13 protein-coding genes and 1 tRNA gene are annotated in these 16,971 nt (G+C 66.7%); 9 read left to right on the top strand and 5 right to left on the bottom strand.

All coding sequences use genetic code 11. From position 1 onward, the window contains the following. Positions 1-10: 10 nt before the first annotated feature. Complete coding sequence (locus tag ACVI1L_RS13065; RefSeq protein ID WP_456783063.1) at positions 11-988, bottom strand: NAD(P)H-dependent glycerol-3-phosphate dehydrogenase; 978 nt, start codon at positions 986-988, stop codon at positions 11-13. Positions 989-1,176: 188 nt separating this feature from the next. Continuing rightward, positions 1,177-2,250 carry a tRNA (adenosine(37)-N6)-threonylcarbamoyltransferase complex transferase subunit TsaD gene (gene tsaD, locus ACVI1L_RS13060; RefSeq protein WP_057021325.1) on the bottom strand — a complete coding sequence of 358 codons (1,074 nt, stop codon included), beginning with the start codon at positions 2,248-2,250 and terminating at the stop codon, positions 1,177-1,179. Positions 2,251-2,424: 174 nt separating this feature from the next. Here tsaD and ACVI1L_RS13055 point away from each other — a divergent pair, with 174 nt between their 5' ends. From ACVI1L_RS13055 to ACVI1L_RS13035, 5 genes are all read left to right on the top strand, one after another. Continuing rightward, on the top strand, positions 2,425-3,165 hold the full coding sequence (locus ACVI1L_RS13055; protein WP_456785548.1) for a uroporphyrinogen-III synthase: 741 nt from the start codon (positions 2,425-2,427) through the stop codon (positions 3,163-3,165). Between the two features lie 212 nt (positions 3,166-3,377). Beyond that, positions 3,378-4,649 (top strand): COG4223 family protein, encoded by a 1,272-nt coding sequence (locus tag ACVI1L_RS13050; protein WP_456783062.1) that lies wholly within the window; start codon positions 3,378-3,380, stop codon positions 4,647-4,649. Positions 4,650-4,669: 20 nt separating this feature from the next. Beyond that, complete coding sequence (locus ACVI1L_RS13045; RefSeq protein WP_456783061.1) at positions 4,670-6,451, top strand: heme biosynthesis HemY N-terminal domain-containing protein; 1,782 nt, start codon at positions 4,670-4,672, stop codon at positions 6,449-6,451. Between the two features lie 108 nt (positions 6,452-6,559). After that, positions 6,560-6,635, top strand: a tRNA-Thr gene (locus tag ACVI1L_RS13040). Positions 6,636-6,767: 132 nt separating this feature from the next. Beyond that, entirely contained in the window at positions 6,768-7,154 is a 387-nt protein-coding gene (locus tag ACVI1L_RS13035) for a hypothetical protein (RefSeq protein ID WP_156436600.1), read from the top strand. 50 nt (positions 7,155-7,204) lie between these two features. Here the strand turns inward: ACVI1L_RS13035 and ACVI1L_RS13030 are convergent, their stop codons facing one another. Further along, complete coding sequence (locus tag ACVI1L_RS13030) at positions 7,205-8,272, bottom strand: hypothetical protein (protein WP_456783060.1); 1,068 nt, start codon at positions 8,270-8,272, stop codon at positions 7,205-7,207. Positions 8,273-8,827: 555 nt separating this feature from the next. Then, positions 8,828-9,880, bottom strand: coding sequence for a polysaccharide deacetylase family protein (locus ACVI1L_RS13025; RefSeq protein ID WP_057021319.1), 1,053 nt, complete (start codon positions 9,878-9,880; stop codon positions 8,828-8,830). Positions 9,881-10,190: 310 nt separating this feature from the next. On the opposite strand from ACVI1L_RS13025, the gene ACVI1L_RS13020 reads away from it, so the two are divergent. Beyond that, positions 10,191-10,406, top strand: coding sequence for a hypothetical protein (locus tag ACVI1L_RS13020; protein ID WP_456783059.1), 216 nt, complete (start codon positions 10,191-10,193; stop codon positions 10,404-10,406). A 137-nt stretch (positions 10,407-10,543) separates the two neighbouring features. Here ACVI1L_RS13020 and ACVI1L_RS13015 read toward each other — a convergent pair whose 3' ends face one another. Further along, a complete protein-coding gene (locus ACVI1L_RS13015) occupies positions 10,544-12,223 on the bottom strand; it encodes an MFS transporter (RefSeq protein ID WP_316395398.1) in 1,680 nt (559 codons plus the stop codon). Positions 12,224-12,383: 160 nt separating this feature from the next. Between ACVI1L_RS13015 and ACVI1L_RS13010 the strand changes: the two genes are divergently transcribed. The 3 genes from ACVI1L_RS13010 (at position 12,384) to ACVI1L_RS13000 (ending at position 16,710) form a co-directional block, all read left to right on the top strand. Next, positions 12,384-13,790, top strand: coding sequence for a hydrolase (locus ACVI1L_RS13010; RefSeq protein WP_456783058.1), 1,407 nt, complete (start codon positions 12,384-12,386; stop codon positions 13,788-13,790). A gap of 83 nt (positions 13,791-13,873) precedes the next feature. Further along, complete coding sequence (locus ACVI1L_RS13005; RefSeq protein WP_456783057.1) at positions 13,874-15,259, top strand: cytochrome P450; 1,386 nt, start codon at positions 13,874-13,876, stop codon at positions 15,257-15,259. 41 nt (positions 15,260-15,300) lie between these two features. After that, positions 15,301-16,710, top strand: a complete 1,410-nt coding sequence (locus ACVI1L_RS13000) for an adenylate/guanylate cyclase domain-containing protein (protein ID WP_028337387.1) — start codon at positions 15,301-15,303, stop codon at positions 16,708-16,710. The last annotated feature ends 261 nt before the right edge of the window (positions 16,711-16,971 follow it).

Here is a 16,971-nt window from a genome sequence, read left to right as displayed (position 1 = left end):
GTGACGTGCGTTACTCCGCCTTGAACGGCCGCGTCAGCAGGCCTTCGATCGCTGCGTCAATGGTCAGCCGGTCGCCCAGGATCGCGGCGACCGCGTTTGACACCGGCATGTCGACCTTCTGCGCGGCGGCGAGCTCGCACAGCACCGGCGCGGTGAACGCGCCTTCGGCGAGCTTGCCGATCGGCTCGGCTTCGCCGCGGCCGAGCGCGAGGCCGAGTGCGAAATTGCGCGATTGCGCGGTCGAGCAACTCAGCAGCAGATCGCCCAATCCCGACAGGCCGGCGAGCGTCTCGGCGCGGGCGCCGCAGGCGCGGCCCAAGCGCGCGAGCTCGCTGAAGCCGCGCGTGGTCAGCGCTGCGAGCGCGGAGGCGCCGAGATTCTTGCCGACCACGATGCCGGCGGCGATCGCCAGCACGTTCTTGGCCGCGCCGCCGATCTCGACGCCGCGCACATCGGTGGTGTGATAGGGCCGGAAGGTCGCCGAGCCGAGCGCCTGGACGAGCGCGCGTGCCAGCGCTTCGTCCCCGGTGGCCAGCGTTACGGCGGTGGGCAGTCCGCGCGCGACGTCGTCGGCAAAGCTCGGCCCCGACAGGATCGCGGGGACCGCGCGCGGCGCGGCTTCCGCGATCACCTCGGTCATGAATTTATGCGTGCCGTGCTCGATGCCCTTGGCGCAGGCGATGACAGGCGTGTCGGGTTTGAGATGCGGCGCAAGATGCCCGACCGCCGCGCGCAGATGCTGCGCCGGTGTCACGGCCAGGATGATGTCGGCGAGTGCCGCGACGGCGATATCCGACGTCACAGCGATGCCGGGATGAAGCTGGACACCAGCCAGCCGCGGATTGACCCGCGTCGCCTGGATCTGCGCGGCATGCTCGGCATTGCGCGCAAACAGCGTCACCTTGCGCCCGGCGCGCGCCGCGACATCGGCCAATGCCGTGCCCCAGGCGCCGGCTCCGATCACGCTCACTGACATATGCGCCGGCATCAGGCGGGCCTGCCTTCGCTCCCTCTCCCCGCTCTTGCGGGGAGAGGGTTGGGGTGAGGGGCTTTATCCGCGAGCGAGCCGAGTGTTGAGACCTGTACCCCCTCACCCGGATTGCTGCGCAATCCGACCTCTCCCCGCAAGCGGGGCGAGATGCGACGGTGCCTGATGCGCGCCCCGTCGTACATTGTTCAATATCCGGCGCGGCTGTTGGCGTGGCCGGCCGGCGCCTTGGCGTTGGCGTCGAGCAGCCAGCGCGCGCGCGGCGGCGCCTCCATCGTGTCGGTGAGGCCAAGCGCCATCCGCTCGGCGCCGGCCCAGGCGATCATCGCGCCATTGTCGGTGCAGAGCGCCGGCGGCGGGATGATCAGCGTGGTCTGCGCCTTCGCCGCGACCTCCTGCAGCGCGCTTCGAATCGCATGGTTGGCGGCGACGCCCCCGGCCGCGACCAGCGCGCGCGGCGTGCCGAACCGCTCCTGAAACAGCTTCAGGCCGACGCTCAGGCGGTCCGCGGTCGATTCCAGCACCGCGGCCTGGAAACTCGCGCAGAGATCGCTGACGTCCTGCGGCTCGAGCGGCTCCAGCCGGCTGGCTGCATTGCGCACCGCCGTCTTCAGTCCCGACAGCGAGAAATTCGCATCGGCGCGGCCGAGCATCGGACGTGGAAAGCCAAACCGCGTCGGGTCGCCGCCGGCGGCCGCGCGCTCGACCTCCGGTCCGCCGGGATAGGGCAGCGACAGCATCTTCGCCACCTTGTCGAACGCCTCGCCCATCGCGTCGTCGACCGTGGTGCCAAGCCGCACATATTCACCGACGCCGACCACGGCGACGATCTGGGTGTGTCCGCCCGAGGCCAGGAACAGGCAATAGGGAAATGCCAGCGCGCAGGTCAGCCGCGGCGTCAGCGCGTGCGCCTCGAGATGGTTCACCGCGATAAGCGGCGTATCGTGCACCATCGCGATCGCCTTCGCGGTGGTGAGGCCGACGATCACGCCGCCGATCAGGCCGGGGCCCGCGGCTGCCGCGACCGCCGACAATTGTCCGTAGCCGACGCCGGCCTCCTTCATTGCAGTGGCGACGATGCCGTCGAGCAGGTCGACATGGGCGCGCGCCGCGATCTCCGGCACCACGCCGCCGAAGCGGGCGTGCTCGTCGGTCTGCGAGCGCACCACGTTGGAGAGGATTTTCGCCTGCCCGTCAGCCTGACGCTCGACCACGGCGGCCGCGGTTTCATCGCAGGTGGTTTCGATCCCCAGCACCAGCATCGGTGGTTCGTGTCCCAATTTCGGTCCTTGTGCTACGAGCATAATCCGGACAGGCCGGAACCGGTGTCCGGCAAGATGATGCTCATCAAAACGTCCGCTCCGGGGTAGCATTGCGAGGTCTTAAAGTGCAATCGGTCGCCAACGTCCAATTTATACGGCTGGAGGCCTGAAATCCTGACAATCCTTGTCACACGACCGCATCCGGATAATGACGCGACGCTCGCGACGCTGCGCCAGCGCGGCTTTGACGCCCTGTCGGCGCCGGTGCTGCGCTTCGAGCCGGTGCCGTTCCGCGGCGACGACGATGCGGATTATGATGCTGTCATCCTGACCAGCGCCAATGCGCTGCGCGCGGTCGATCTCGCGACCAGCCCGCTGTTGCGGCTGCCGCTGTTTGCGGTCGGGGTACACACCGCCGATGCGGCGCGTGCCGCCGGCTTCGACAAGGTGATCGTGGCGAAGGGCGATGCGGTCTCGCTGCGCAAGCTCGTGCTCGCACGGGTCGAGGCCGGCGAGCTGCCGGCGTCTGCGACGCTGCTCTATCTCGCCGGCGCCGACCTGTCGCGCGATCTCGCCGGCGAGCTCGGCGAGCGCGGGCTCAGCGTCGTCACCCACACCACCTACCGGATGGCGCCGGTGGCCGGCTTCCCGAGGGAAGTCAGCGACGCCTTCATGGCGAACCGGATCACCGCGGTGCTGCACTATTCCCGCCGCAGCGCGCGGGCGTTTCTGGACACGGTGCGCGCCGACGGGATCGAGATTTCGGCGCTCGCTCTGCCGCAATGTTGCATCTCGGCGGCCGTCGCCGCGGTGCTCCATGACGCCGGCGCGACCAAGGTGGTGGTGGCGGCGCGGCCGGACGAAAATGCCCTGCTGGAGGCGCTCAGCCGCACCCTGCGACCGAGACCGGAATAATTCTTTCGTCTGACCATGATGTTAGGCAATGCTCGGTTATTCGGATCGTGCTCTAAGAACCTGGGCCGATTCTGGCGAGCGTTTTCAAGCGAAGTGGGGACCGGTTCGCGTTAAGAAAACGCGACCAAACAAAAGGATAAGAGCATGATCCAATTCAATCGGATCGCATCATGCTCTACAGTATGCGGCCAGTAGTTTTGAGGACCCCCGCGATGGCTGAAGAAAGGCCAGACGACCCAGGATCTTCGCCGGATTCCCGGCCCAAGCGCGCGCCGCCGACCATCGATCTTCAGGCGACCGAAATCTCCAGCGAACCGTCGAAGGCGGAGGGGGCCGAGGAAGCCGCCAGGGAGGCTGACCAGGATGCCGGCAAGGATGCTGCCAAGGCGTCCGCGGACGCGGCGACGCCTGAGGCCGAGCCCCAAGGCGACGCCGCACCGCAAGCGGAGCCGCAGCCCGAGACCGCCTCCGCGGCGCCGGACGCCGAACCGGCGCGGCCGGTGTCGCCCTGGGTGGTGGCTCCGATATCCGGCGCCGTCGCGGCGGCGCTGGTGATCGGGGTTGGCTGGCTGCTCGGCTGGCCCGTCGTGCAGCCGGTCCCGGCGCCGCAACCCAGTGCCGCCATCGACGAACTCGGCACGCGCCTGAGTGCGCTGGAATCGAAAGCCGGCAGGCCGGTCGCGGCGGCCGCCGATCCCGCGGCGACGGCGCGGCTGGAGGCGCTCGACAAATCGATCGCCGCACTGCGCACCGAACTCGCCGCGACGCGGGCGCAATCCGACAAGCTTGCGGCGGCGGTCAATGACGCGAAAGCCGCGCCGCGCGATGGCGCGGCTGCGCTTGATCTCTCCGGCATCATGGCGCGCATCGACAAGGTCGAGAACGCAGTGAAGGCGCAGGGTGCGGCGATCGCGAGGCAGGACGGCAAGATCGCCGACACCAAAGCCGAGGCGAAGGCCGACGACGTGCCGCTGCGCCGCGTCGTCGCGGCATCGCTGCTCGACGTCGCGGTGCGTCACGGCGATCCCTATGCCTCCGCGCTCGAGGCCGCGAAGGCGCTGTCGGACGATGCCGAGGTGCTGAAGCCGCTCGAGACGTTTGCGAGGTCAGGCGTGCCGAGCCCGAACGCGCTGTGCCGCGAGCTGATCGAGATCGTGCCGAAACTTGCGCCGCCTCCGCCTGAGGCTGCGGCGGCCAGTGCCGGGCTGGTCGATCGTCTGAAGGCCGGTGCCTCCACGCTGATCCAGATCGAGCGGACCGACGGCACGGGGACCGATCGCGGCAGCATCGTCGCGCGCGTGACATCGGCTGCCTTGCATAATGACCTCGCATTGACCGAGCGTGAACTGAAGTCGCTGCCGCCGGCGGATCGCACTGCGGCACAAGCCTGGCTCGCCAAGGTGGACGCGCGTCGCGCCGCGCTCGACGCGTCGCGTAAATTTGCCGACAACGCCATGGCGGCGCTCGCCACGGTCAACCAGTAAGTCTTCGCAATAGGTCTTTGATGATCCGGATCATTCTGTTCCTGCTGCTGATCGCGCTCGCTGCAGCGGGTGCGGCCTGGATGGCCGATCAGCCCGGCGATCTCGTGCTGAACTGGGGCGGCTTGCGCTTCACGTCCAAGCAGCCGATGTACCTGCTCGGCCTCGTCGTCGTCGTCGCGATGGTCGCCGGCGTGATCCTGCGCGGGCTCTGGAAGATCCCCTCGCACATCCGTCGCGGCCGGCGCGAGCGCCGTCACGCCCGCGGCCGCCACGCCATCACGCAAGGCCTGCTTGCGATCGGGCATGGCGATTCTTCGGCGGCGCGCGCGCACGCCGAAGTGGCGCGGCGCCACGCCGGAGGCGATCCGCTGGCACTGCTGCTTCACGCGCAATCGGCGCAGCTCGACGGCGATCGCGACGGCGCGCAGCGCGCCTTCCGTGCCATGGCCGAGCGCGAGGACACGCGGCTGCTTGGATTGCGCGGTCTGTTCATCGAGGCGCAGCGCGCCGACGATCCGGTGGCGGCCGTGATGATCGCCGAGGAAGCGCTGAAGATGTCGCCGTCGTCGTCATGGGCCTCGCATGCGGTGCTCGGCTTCTGCTGCGCCAAGGGCGATTGGGCCGGCGCGCTGTCGATCATCGACAACAACCAGAGCGCCGGATTGATCGACAAGGCGACCTATCGGCGGCAGCGCGGCGTGCTGCTGACGGCGCGGGCGCTGGAGTTCGAGACCGTCGATCGCGACCTGTCGCGTTCGAGCGCGATGGAGGCGGTCAAGCTGGCGCCGACGCTGATCCCGGCCGCCGTGCTCGCAGCGAAGTTCGAGAGCGAGGCGCATCAGGTGCGCCGCGCGATGCGCATCGTCGAGACCGCGTGGCTGGCGCAGCCGCATCCCGATCTCGCCGACGCCTATTCCCATGTGCGGCTCGGCGATTCCGCGCGCCAGCGCCTGGTGCGGGTCGAGACGCTGGCGGCGAAAACGCCGGGCCATATCGAGGGCGCGCTGGCGATCGCGCGCGCCGCGATCGACGCCGCCGAGTTCGCCAGGGCGCGCGCGGCGCTGGAGCCGTTTGTCGCGGCGCCGACGCAACGCGTCGCGCTGTTGATGGCCGAGATCGAGCGCACCGAGCATGGCGACAGCGGCCGGGCGCGGGCCTGGACCCTGCGCGCCGTGCGCGCGCTGCACGATCCGGTCTGGACCGCCGACGGTTATGTGTCGGACCGCTGGCGTCCGGTCTCGCCGGTCACCGGCCGGCTCGACGCCTTCCAGTGGCAGACCCCGGTGGCGGCGCTGCCGTCCGACAAGGGCCATGCGATCGAGCCGTCGCCCTTCGAGGAGGCGATGCTGGCGCCGCGCCGGGTCGAGCCGCCAAAGGAAGTCGCCAGTGAGCCTGAAGTGGCCAGGCCGGTTGAGCCGGTCGAGGTCAAGCCGGCCGAGGTCAAGCCAGTCGAGGTCAAGCCCTTGGAGCCGGCCGCGCCGACGGTGCAGGATAACGCCCCGCTGCCGGCGGCCATCGAGGCCGAGCCCGCCCCGGCCCCGGCCGAGCCCGCCGCGCCGGAACCAGCTCCCCCTCCGGACGCCGAATCGGCGCCCCCGGCGCCGGCCCCCTTGTTCCGGTCGAGGGCCGACCTGCCCAAGGCCGCACCGGCGCCCATTCCGGCCGTGATCCCGATCATCCGGGCTCCCGACGATCCCGGCGTCGACGAGGATGGCCCGGTGGACGAATTTGCGGAACAAATCGGCCCGCCCAAGGCCCAGGCGGGCGGTTGGCGCGGATTTCTGTCACGTTTGGGAAGCTAATTCGCGGTTAGGTAACGGGTGTATGGTTCGATAACCGCGTTGTCCTTGCCAATCGGGGTCATGCCCGATATCAGGTGGCCGCGTGATCCGGCCGTTGCCGAACGGTTCGCCGCAATAGCTCAGTTGGTAGAGCACGTCATTCGTAATGACGGGGTCGGGGGTTCGAGTCCCTCTTGCGGCACCATTTCCCAGCCAGAAGTGAAGCTTGCTCCCAGCGCGCATCAAGGCGCCCGGATACGACTTGCTCAGAGCGTCGAACCCCTCGCTCGCGCCGGTAGACCAAGTTCTAGAGGCGCTATTTCAAGGGGTTGGGCAGATGCTTCCGAAAATCGCCCACGTGATAATCATAGGGCTCTCTGAAGAAGAGCGCGGCAAGCTCGATGAAAGCACCCGCAAGATACTTCACTTCAGCGATCCTTCCTGGGAATACAAATCGTACGGCTGCGACACCTTGCAGGAAGCCGCGGCGATCGCGAAAGACATGGCGCGAGTCGATATCGTTTATGTTGCGGGGGGAGCTGAGTCCGAATCCATACCGTACGAAAAGTTCGGTCTCGAACTTGACTACGAGATACTAGGGGAGCTGATGGAAAATCATTCCAGCAAGCCGGTGGTCAGCTATGCGAGGCCTGATCGGCCGAACAAGCTCGCAACAGCGATCTTTGCGCTTTGGCGTGACCGCAGCAAGTCAACCTCAGCTTGACGGCATCGATGTTCTTCTCAACCGGGCTCGCTCGGGCCGCCCGCTGAAGCCTAGATCCGCACCCCACACAATCCGCTCATGATCGCGATCGCGACCAGCCCGCCTATCGCGAGCCCGGTTGCCCAGATCCGGTTGGCAACCGCCGTGGCAACGCCGTGCGCGATCAGAACGCCGCGTAATCCCGACGTGAGATGCGCGAGGACGAAGAAGACGCCGAGCGCGTAGTGCGGCACCAGGCGAATGCTCCAGGCGTCGTGGATCAGGCCGGTCGGTGCGCCCGACGCCCAGGCCCAGTTGGTGTCGATGTGGTGCACGGCGCGCGCCGAGACCAATGCGGAATTCAGATGGGTGACGATGAACGCCGCGAGGTAGACGCCGGAGCCGATCTGAAACACGCGGTATGCATCCGCAGGCGCCGAGCTCCAGCGCCAGGCGAGCCGCATCCCGACGGCGACCTGGAACAGCATCAGGCCGATGAGGATGGGCTCGACGAGGGACGATCGATAGACCGAGCGCCCCATCTTCATCACGGCGGCATGAACCTCGGGTCCGAGCCAACCCAGCAGATGATTGGTGAGGTGAAACGCGACGTAGAGCAGGATGACCGCTGCGGCGACGCCGTGCGTCACGCGCCATTTGGCGATGGATGGCGCAATCGCGGCTGATCTTGCCGGGCGCTCCTGCTCGCTGCCGAGCAGAACAAAGAGGCATGCGGCCAACCAGCCCGCGACCCAGACAAGCTCGTCGCTGACGGGGATGTGCAGCAAGCCGAGACCGACGCCGGTCAGCACGAACAAGGGCGGCGCGGCGATGCTGAGATAGGCGAGCCGCCGGGCGCGCAGATCGAACGACGAAGACTCGTCCTTGGTCATCCGGTACGCGCAGGCAAGACCCGGCAAGGGCGCGGCGGTCGCGGCCAACAGGCAAAGCGCCGCCAGGGCCAGTCGCCCAAACGACATCGGACCAGCAGCGGGAGAGACCGCGAGGTGAAATGCATCGAGCAGGAACGGATAGGCCATCGCTCCAGCCGCCGGGACCATCGAACGCAGCTTTTCGGCGGCCGTATTCGCCAAGCCATCGCCGCCGGGCCGTACGCGGCCTTGTTCGAGTGCACTCACTGAGCTCTCCAAGGTTCGGGCATCGTGAAAGAGAGGGCCAAACCGACGAATCTATTCCCGGATCATCGTCGAAGGCGCGGCACACAGGCTGGTGCTGCAGATGCCGGCGTGCACGGGCAAGCGGCGTTGCGCCGAGACCATGTCTCAAGGCGCAAAAACTACAGCGATACGGGCCCACCGATAGGACCGAGTTTCAACAATCCGACTGGACCACGCCAACCCGTCGGCAACTGCTGTGCTGACAGCGTGATGCATCTCACAAAATGGGCTCGACGTGGCTGGTCTCCCCCACCAACGGGCGAGGGATGCGTGATTTCGGAATATTGGAAATGTATCCCTGATTTGCCCGACGGGTCAAGTTGCCTTGTCGAGCGCCGGCATCCGCCAGCTCCTTTGCATGGGGTTGTTTTCGATATTTTGGTGGAGCCGCAGCCGCCGGGCGCGATGGTGCCACTCTCGAAGGCGCACAGGCGCAGAAGGTGGCTGCGATCAGAAAGCGAAAGCGCCCCTGGATCGGATCCAGGGGCGCTTTGAGTTGAGAGTGTGTTGGCTGCGTTACTCGGCGACCGTCTGCACGACGTTGCCGATCGGCCGGCCCGTTGCGATCGGCTTCTCGGTCTTCGCCATCATCGCGTCGTATTCGGGCAGCGTCTCGAGCTGGGTCTTGGCCTTCATCCAGACCACCTTGTAGCCGCCGGCCTTGAGCTTGCGGAGCAGCGTCGGCAGCGCCTGCGCGGTGTGCTTTTGCAGGTCGTGCATCAGGATGATGCCCTTGTGCTCCTTGTCGAGCTTGGTCATCACGTTGTTGATCACCTCGTCCGCGCTCTTGGACTTGAAGTCGTTGGAGTCGACGTCGACCGAGAACATCGCGATGTTGCGGGTGCCGAGATAGGCGGTTGTCGCCGGGGTGTGCGCCAGCGCCGGGAAGCGGAAGAACGGAGCAGGGTTGGCACCCAGCGCCAGCTTCACCGCGCTAAAACCCTTTTCGATCTCGTCCTTGGCCTGCTGCTCGGTCAGCTTCTTGCTGGCGAGATGCGCATGCGACCAGGTATGGGCGCCGATGGTGTGGCCGGCGGCGGCGACCTGGCGCAGGATGTCCGGGTGATAGGTAGTGTGCAGGCCGATCGGGAAGAACACCGCCTTGGTGCATTCGTCGGCCAGCGCCTTGAGCACGGCCGGCGTGGTCGGCCACGGACCGTCGTCGAAGGTCAGCACGACCTCCTTGTCGGTCAGGAAGTCATACTGCTTGTACTGCAGGAAGCCGAAGCCCGGGCCGCCATTGGTGTCGACCACGACGGTGCGGCTGATGCCGAGCGCGTCGGGGTTGGCGCATTTGGCCGCGGCCGCGACGGGGGCCGGCGCCGGCGCAGGAGTGGCGGCCGGGGCCGCGGCCTGAGTGGCATCGGCGCGCTTCGACAGCGCTGCGGTCGTCTCGACATCGTCCCTGGCGGCCTGTTTTGCCGCCGCGGGAAGCGGATCGGCCTTGGCCGCAGCCGTGGTTTGCGGAGGAGCCGCGTCGGCACGCGGCGAGGAGGTCCAGAACCACACGCCGGCGATCACGATCGCCGTTACAACACTGGCCAGCATCAGGCCCAACGCACTACGCATCGCTACACACTCTCTCGGAACTTAAGGATACGCCACAGCCGTAACGAGCGATTAATGCCAACAAGGTCTTAACGCGATCCCAACAAGGCGCCGGAAGGACAAGAAAAAGCGGGCGTTACCATGCGTGATGACCGTCACAGTCGGTTTCAAGCTTCTTCGCGGCACGGAAACGCTATAAAACCGGCGTCGCATTCCCTGGAGCCGTTTCCGCTCCGATGATTCGGAACGGGGCTCCGGATTCCTTATTTGACGCGTTGTCTTCACGCGAACCGCACCCCTTCGCGCGAAAACGCTTGAGAGGCTTTGAGAGATGACCCGATTTCTGCTTGCCGTCGTTCCGCTGGTTCTGTTGACGTCGGCCGCCTCGGCGCAGCAGCAGGGGCGCGATGCCTGCTCACGCGATGCCTCGCGGTTCTGCCGCGCCCATCTCAGCGAGGGCGATCAGGTCGTGCTGGCGTGCCTGAAGGAGCATCGCAGCCGCCTCAGCAAGGCCTGCCAGCAGACGCTCGCCGATCACGGGCAGTAGACCCATCAGCTGTCATTCCGGGGCATCGCGGAGCGATGAACCTCAGATGCGCAACTGCGCATCGGGGAATCTCGAGCTGATAATCTCCAGATTCCGGGTTCGTGCTATTCGCGCGCCCCGGAATGACAATGGAGAGACTATGTACTGCTGCCCGCTGCGGTCGCGACCACCGGGATCACCTCCTTGGCGGCGCGGTCCGGGGTCTCGTCCTTCCAGCGAACCGATCCGAACGGACGCTCCAGCATCCGGCGCACGCGGATCGGCTCGGCGCCGATGTGGAAGTCGGCCGCCTTCTGATGCAGTTCGCGCTCGATCTGCGTGGCGCGGTTGCGCTGGCGCAGGAAATCGAGCCAGGTCGGACAATGGTAGCGCTCGGTCCACAATTCGGGATCGGCGATGTCGCGGGCGATCGACCAGCCATAGGCGCCGTTGCGCTGGCGGCTGAGCTGCACGTCCTGCATCACATTGTGGAAGGCGCGGGCATTGTCCTGCGCCACCCGGTATTCGATCTCGACCACCAGCGGCCCGCTGCGCCCGCTCAGTTGCAGCCGCACCTCGGGATCGGCCAGCGCATCGGTCGCGTCCTCGTTGCGTGCGCCGATCGGCGGCATCCTGAGCCAGATGCCGAGCAGCGGCGACAGCAGCATCAGACCGGCGGAGATCAACAGCGCCATCTCGACGCCGCCGACATCCGTGATGCGGCCCCAGCACCAGCTGCCGATCGCGATGCCGCCGGCGATCGCGGCCTGGAAGGCCGCCAGCGAACGTCCCGCGACCCAGCGCGGTGCGGAGAGCTGCACGCCGATATTGAACAGCGCGATCGCCAGCATCCACACCGCTCCGGCAACGACCAGCGCGGCGGCGGTGATCACCGGCTGCTTGCTCACGGCAACCGCGGCGATCGCCGCGCCCATCGTCAACGCACAGACGCGGATGGCGGCTTCGCCGCTGAGCCGGCTGCGAATCTCGCTGATGTTGAGCGCGCCGATCACCGCGCCCATGCCGAAGGCACCGAGCATGATGCCGTAGGTCTGCGCGCCGCCGTGCAACAGGTCGCGCGCCACCAGCGGCATCAGCGCCGAGACCGAGCCACCGATGATGCCGGTCACCATGGTGCGGGTTAGCACGATCTTGATCGACGGCGAATTGGTGATGTAGCGCACGCCGGAGACGATGGCGCGGTTCAGCCGCTCGCGCGGCAGCCGCGACGGCTCGCTGACGCGATTCCACAGGAACAGCACGACGAGCAGCGGCAGATACAGCACGGCATTGGCGGCGAAGGCGGCCACGGCGCCCGCGGACGCTACCACGATGCCGCCGATCGCCGGACCGAAGCTGCGCGCGATGTTGTAGCTGATGCCGTTCAGCGCGACCGCGGCGGGCAGCGTCTCCGGCGGCACCTGTTCGCTGACCGAGGACTGCCAGGCCGGGCCGAACAGCGCCATGCCGCTGCCGACGACGAAGCACAGCGCGAGCAGGATGTTCGGCGTTACCAGATTGAGCCAGGCCAGCACGGTCAGGCTGGTGGCGCCGGTCAGCGCGATCGCCAGCGACACCAGCGCGACGATGCGGCGGTCGTGCATGTCGGCGATGGCCCCGGCCGGCATCGAGATCAGCATCACCGGCAACATCAAGGCGGTCTGCACCAGCGCGACCTTGTCGGCCTCCGAGGTCATCTGCGTCATCGCCCAGGCCGCGCCGACGCCCTGGATCAGGATGCCGAGATTGGAGAGCAGGCTCGCGAGCCAGATTCGCCTGAAGATTGAATGCCGCAACGGTGCAGTGATACTGTCGGAGCGATCGCGCGGTTCGGTCATATCCAGTTCCGGTTGGCCTGCTATGGCTTGTTGGACGATTCCGGCTGCACCAACTGATGCCCGCGAAACGCGTGTTCTGTCCAGCGATTACGGCATCCTTGGCGGGGACAGGGCACAGCTAAGGCACTGAAAGAGCTGAGGAAGGCTTGGGGAGGGGGCAATGGCGCTGTCGCGGCGGAGAATATTGCAAGGGGCCGGCGCCCTGTCCCTGCTGGCCGGCCGCCTCGGCGCCCCCGCCTTGGCTCAACCGGTCTTGGCTCAGTCGGCCTTCGCTCAGTCGGCCTTGGCTCAGCCGGCGCCCGCCGGTGACACCCCGCCGATCCTGTTCGTGCACGGCAATGGCGATCACGCCCCGCTCTGGATGACGACGTGCTGGCGGATGGAATCGAACGGCGTGCCGCGCGAGCGCATGGCCGCGATCAATTTCACCGATCCGCTGGCACGCACCGACGACAAGGTCGAACAGGCCAGCCGCTCCTCGACCGAGGATCAGCGCCGCGAGCTCGCCGAGGCGATCAGGGAGCTGAAGCAGAAGACCGGCGCGCCGCGGGTCGCGCTGGTCGGCAGTTCGCGCGGCGGCAACGCGATCCGCAATTACATCAAGAATGGTGGCGGCGGCGACATCAGCCACGCGGTGCTGTGCGGCACGCCCAATCACGGTGTGTATGCGTGGGACGACGGGCTCGGCAACGAGTTCAACGGGCGTGGTCCGTTCCTGCGCGGACTGAACGATGGCGACAGCGAAGTGACTGTCGGCACCCTGTTCCTGACGCTGCGCAGCGACGGCCTCGATAAATATGCGCAGGCCGACGGCCGCTTCGTCGGCAAGCCGGGCACGCCGACCAACGTCACGACGGACGGCCCGGCGCTGAAAGGCGCGACCAATCTGGTGCTTGGCGCGGTCGATCATCGCGAGACCGCCTTTCATCCGCGGGCCTTTCGCGAGATCTACAAATTCATCGCAAGGCACGAGCCGTCGCGGATCGAGATCGTGCCGGAGACCGCGGTGAGGCTGAGCGGCCTCGTCACAGGCATGCCCGGCGGCGTGCCGACCAACCGGCCAGTGCCGGGGGCCACGGTAGATATCTATCATGTCGCGGCGGAGACCGGCGAGCGCATCGGCGGCCCGCTGCACAGCTCGCAGACCGGCGCTGACGGTCGCTGGGGTCCGGCGCAGGTCGATCCGTCGTGGCCGCTCGAATTCGTGCTGACGTCACCTGGTACGGCAACGACGCACATCTATCGCTCGCCGTTTCCGCGCTCGTCCGAGATCGTGCATCTGCGCGCGGCGCGGCCGCTGGGACCGGCCGATGCCGGCGCAGGTGCGGTTGTGCTGATGTCGCGGCCGCGCGGCTATTTCGGCCTGCCGCGCGATATCGTGCTGTTCGACGGCAAGGAGCCGGCCGATGTAAAGCCGGGCGTGCCGACCGATTCGGTGACGACGCTGCGGCTCGCCGCGGACGACGTCGGCCGTCCGGTCGCCGCGATCTTCAACGGGGAGCGCATTATGATGCGGGCCTGGCCGGCATCGGAGAATCGCATTGCGGTCGCCGAGCTGACTTATTAGGTCTGGTGCAGGGTCCGCGCGCCTTCTTGGCGCCGGGATCGCATGGCCGGATCGGCCGTCGCGTGAGGCAGGAAGCGAGGACCATGAGCATAGCCGAGGTCTACGATATCACGGTCACGCGGCGTCCCCTGGTCCCGCCGGCCCCGCCGCGTGCGCCGGACGATATGGGTGCATTCCAGCGCATGCGGGTGATGCGCAACTCGCCGATCGAGACCTGGAGCCAGCGCGCCTATAAGGACGACATTGTCCAGGGCCGTTTTCTCGGCCACTCGAGCTTTATCCTCAACACGCCGGATGCGATCCGCCATGTGCTGGTCGACAATTACGAGAACTACACCCGCACGCCGGCCGGCCTTCGCGTGCTGCGTCCGATGCTCGGCGAGGGGCTATTGATCGCCGAAGGGCGTGCATGGAAACACCAGCGCCGCACGCTGGCGCCGGCGTTCACGCCGCGCGCGGTGACGACGCTGGTGCCTTACATGATTGCGGCGGTCGACGAGACCATCGCAAAGCTGAAGTCGGCCAGCGGCGGCCCGGTCGATCTGCGCGAGGCGATGCAGCGGATGACGCTGGAGATCGCCGGCCGCACCATGTTCTCGTTCGGCATGGATCGCCACGGCGCCGCGCTGCGGGATTTCGTGATGGAGTATGGCAACACGCTGGCGCGGCCGCACATGCTCGATCTGGTGCTGCCGTTGAACTGGCCGACGCCGCAGGATTTCCGCCGCGCCCGTTTCCGCAAGCGCTGGACCGCATTCGTCGGCATGCTGATGGCCGAGCGACGTGCGGCCGGCAAGGATGACAACGCGCCGGCCCGCGACCTGTTCGACCTGATGGGCGCCGCGCGTGATCCTGAAACCGGCGAGGCCTTCACCGATGCCCAACTCGGCGACCAGGTCGCCACCATGATCCTGGCCGGCCACGAGACGACTGCGACCGCGCTGTTCTGGGCGCTCTATCTGCTGGCGCTCGATCCCCTGACCCAGGAACAGCTGGCGGCAGAAGTCGGGAGCGCGGCGACGTCTGGCGCGCTCGACATCGAGCGGCTGAAATTCACCCGCGCGGTGATCGACGAAACCATGCGGCTTTATCCGCCGGCGTTCCTGATCGCGCGTGCGGCAGGCGGTCCCGATACCATCGCGGGCCGTCCGGTCAGGAAGGGTGACGTAATCCTGATCGCACCGTGGCTGTTGCACCGGCATGAGAAGCTGTGGCGCGATCCGAACGCGTTCGTGCCGTCGCGTTTCATGACGGGAACGCCGCCCGATCGGTTCGCCTATCTGCCGTTCGGGGTCGGCGCGCGGGTCTGCATCGGGGCGCATTTTGCGTTGGTCGAGGCGACGCTCGCGCTTGCGAAGATCATCGGCGCGTTCCGCGTCGCGCTGGCGGACAAGGATCCGGTGCTGCCGATCGGCGTGGTGACGACACAGCCGAGCCGCTCGCCGGTGTTTACGATCAAGCCGCGCTGATCTTGCGCGGCGGTGTCCCAATGCTCATCTAGGGGCTCACCATGAGCGATACGCAGGCCCATTTCGCAGTCCTCAGGCAGACGACCGATCCGGCCGTCGTCGATGCCATGCAGCAGCTGATCGCGGACGGTCATGATCGGGATCTCAATCGCATCAATCTGCTGGATTTCTCGAGCCGCACCGGGCTCGACCAGGAAAAGGTGATTTCCGGCTTCCTGCATGCGTCGCGGCTCGGCCTGTTCGACATGAGCTGGAATGTGCTGTGCCCGGGCTGCGGCGGCGTGCTCGACGCGCATTCGACGCTGAAGTCGTTGCGCCATGACGACTACAACTGCGCGCTGTGCGCGGCCGGTTACGAGGCGTCCGTCGACGATCTGGTCGAGGTCGCCTTCACCGTCAGCCCGCGCGTGCGCCGCATCGGCGCGCATGATCCGAACACGCTGCCGATCTGGGAATATGTCCGCCAGATGTTCTGGAGCTCGGGCATCGAGCTCAACGAAGACTCGCTGGAGCGCCTGCTCAAGGAGGTGACGCTGGAATCGCTGGAATTGCCGGCCGGCGAGAAGGCGCTGCTGTCGCTGCAATTGCCGAAGCAGTTCCTGATCGTGTTCGAGCCGGTGACGCACTCGGCGCATTTCTTCGACGTGCAGGGCGAGCCGACCACTGAGCGCCAGCAATTCTCGATCGTGTTCAACAAACTGCAGGCGCCGACCGGCACCACGGTGCTGCGGCCGGGGCCGCTCCGGCTGTCGCTGGACAACCAAACCGACACCCGCGTGCTGCCCGCTGTTTGGGTAGCGGCCGATGCGCTGCATGAGCTGCTCGGCAAGCGCAAGCCGATCCTCACCGCGAAGCGGATGCTGTCGAACCAGACCTTCCGCGATGTGTTCAAGGCCGACAACCTCACGGTCGACCAGCGGCTGAAGATCACCGCGCTCACCTTCCTGTTCACCGACCTCAAAGGCTCGACTGCGCTCTATGAACGGGTCGGAGATCTCGCCGCGTTCGATCTGGTGCGCGCGCATTTCCACGCGCTGCTCGAGATCATCGCTTCCGAGCACGGCGCCGTGGTGAAGACGATCGGCGATGCCGTGATGGCGACCTTCATCCGGCCAGAGCATGCATTGTCGGCGGGCCTGCGCATGCGGGCGGCGATGAAGCAGCTCAACACCGAGCGCGGCAAGGAAGATCTGATCGTCAAGATCGGCATCCATGAGGGGCCGTGCCTCGCGGTGACACTCAACGAGCGGCAGGATTATTTCGGCCAGACCGTGAATATCGCAGCCAGGGTGCAGAGCCTGTCGACGTCGCAGGAAATCCATTTGACCCAGCCGGTGATGGAATCGGCTGAGGTCGCGGGCATCCTCGATCGCGCCGCGATCAAGCCGATCCAGAAGGAAGCGGCACTGCGTGGCATTGCCGACAAGCTCGTGGTGTACGAGATACCGTAGTTGAGCACATCGTCATTCCGGGATGGTCCGTCAGGACCAGACCTCAGATGCGCAATTGCGCATCGGGGAATCTCGAGATTCCGGGTTCGATGCTTCGCATCGCCCCGGAATGACTCAATCCATGTTGCCGAAACGTAATGTCGCAGCGGGAACCTGCGCGGATTGCACCGGTTCTGTTTCCACGCCATATAGATTTCAACGGAGCGGGATCCGGAAAAACTTGATAGCCGGATAGATCGCGCTCAAATCAGGCAGACTTCA

This window comes from Bradyrhizobium sp. USDA 4516 (assembly GCF_054055915.1).
Note: the sequence above shows the minus strand (reverse complement) of the source record. Positions and strands in the feature narration are given on the sequence as shown.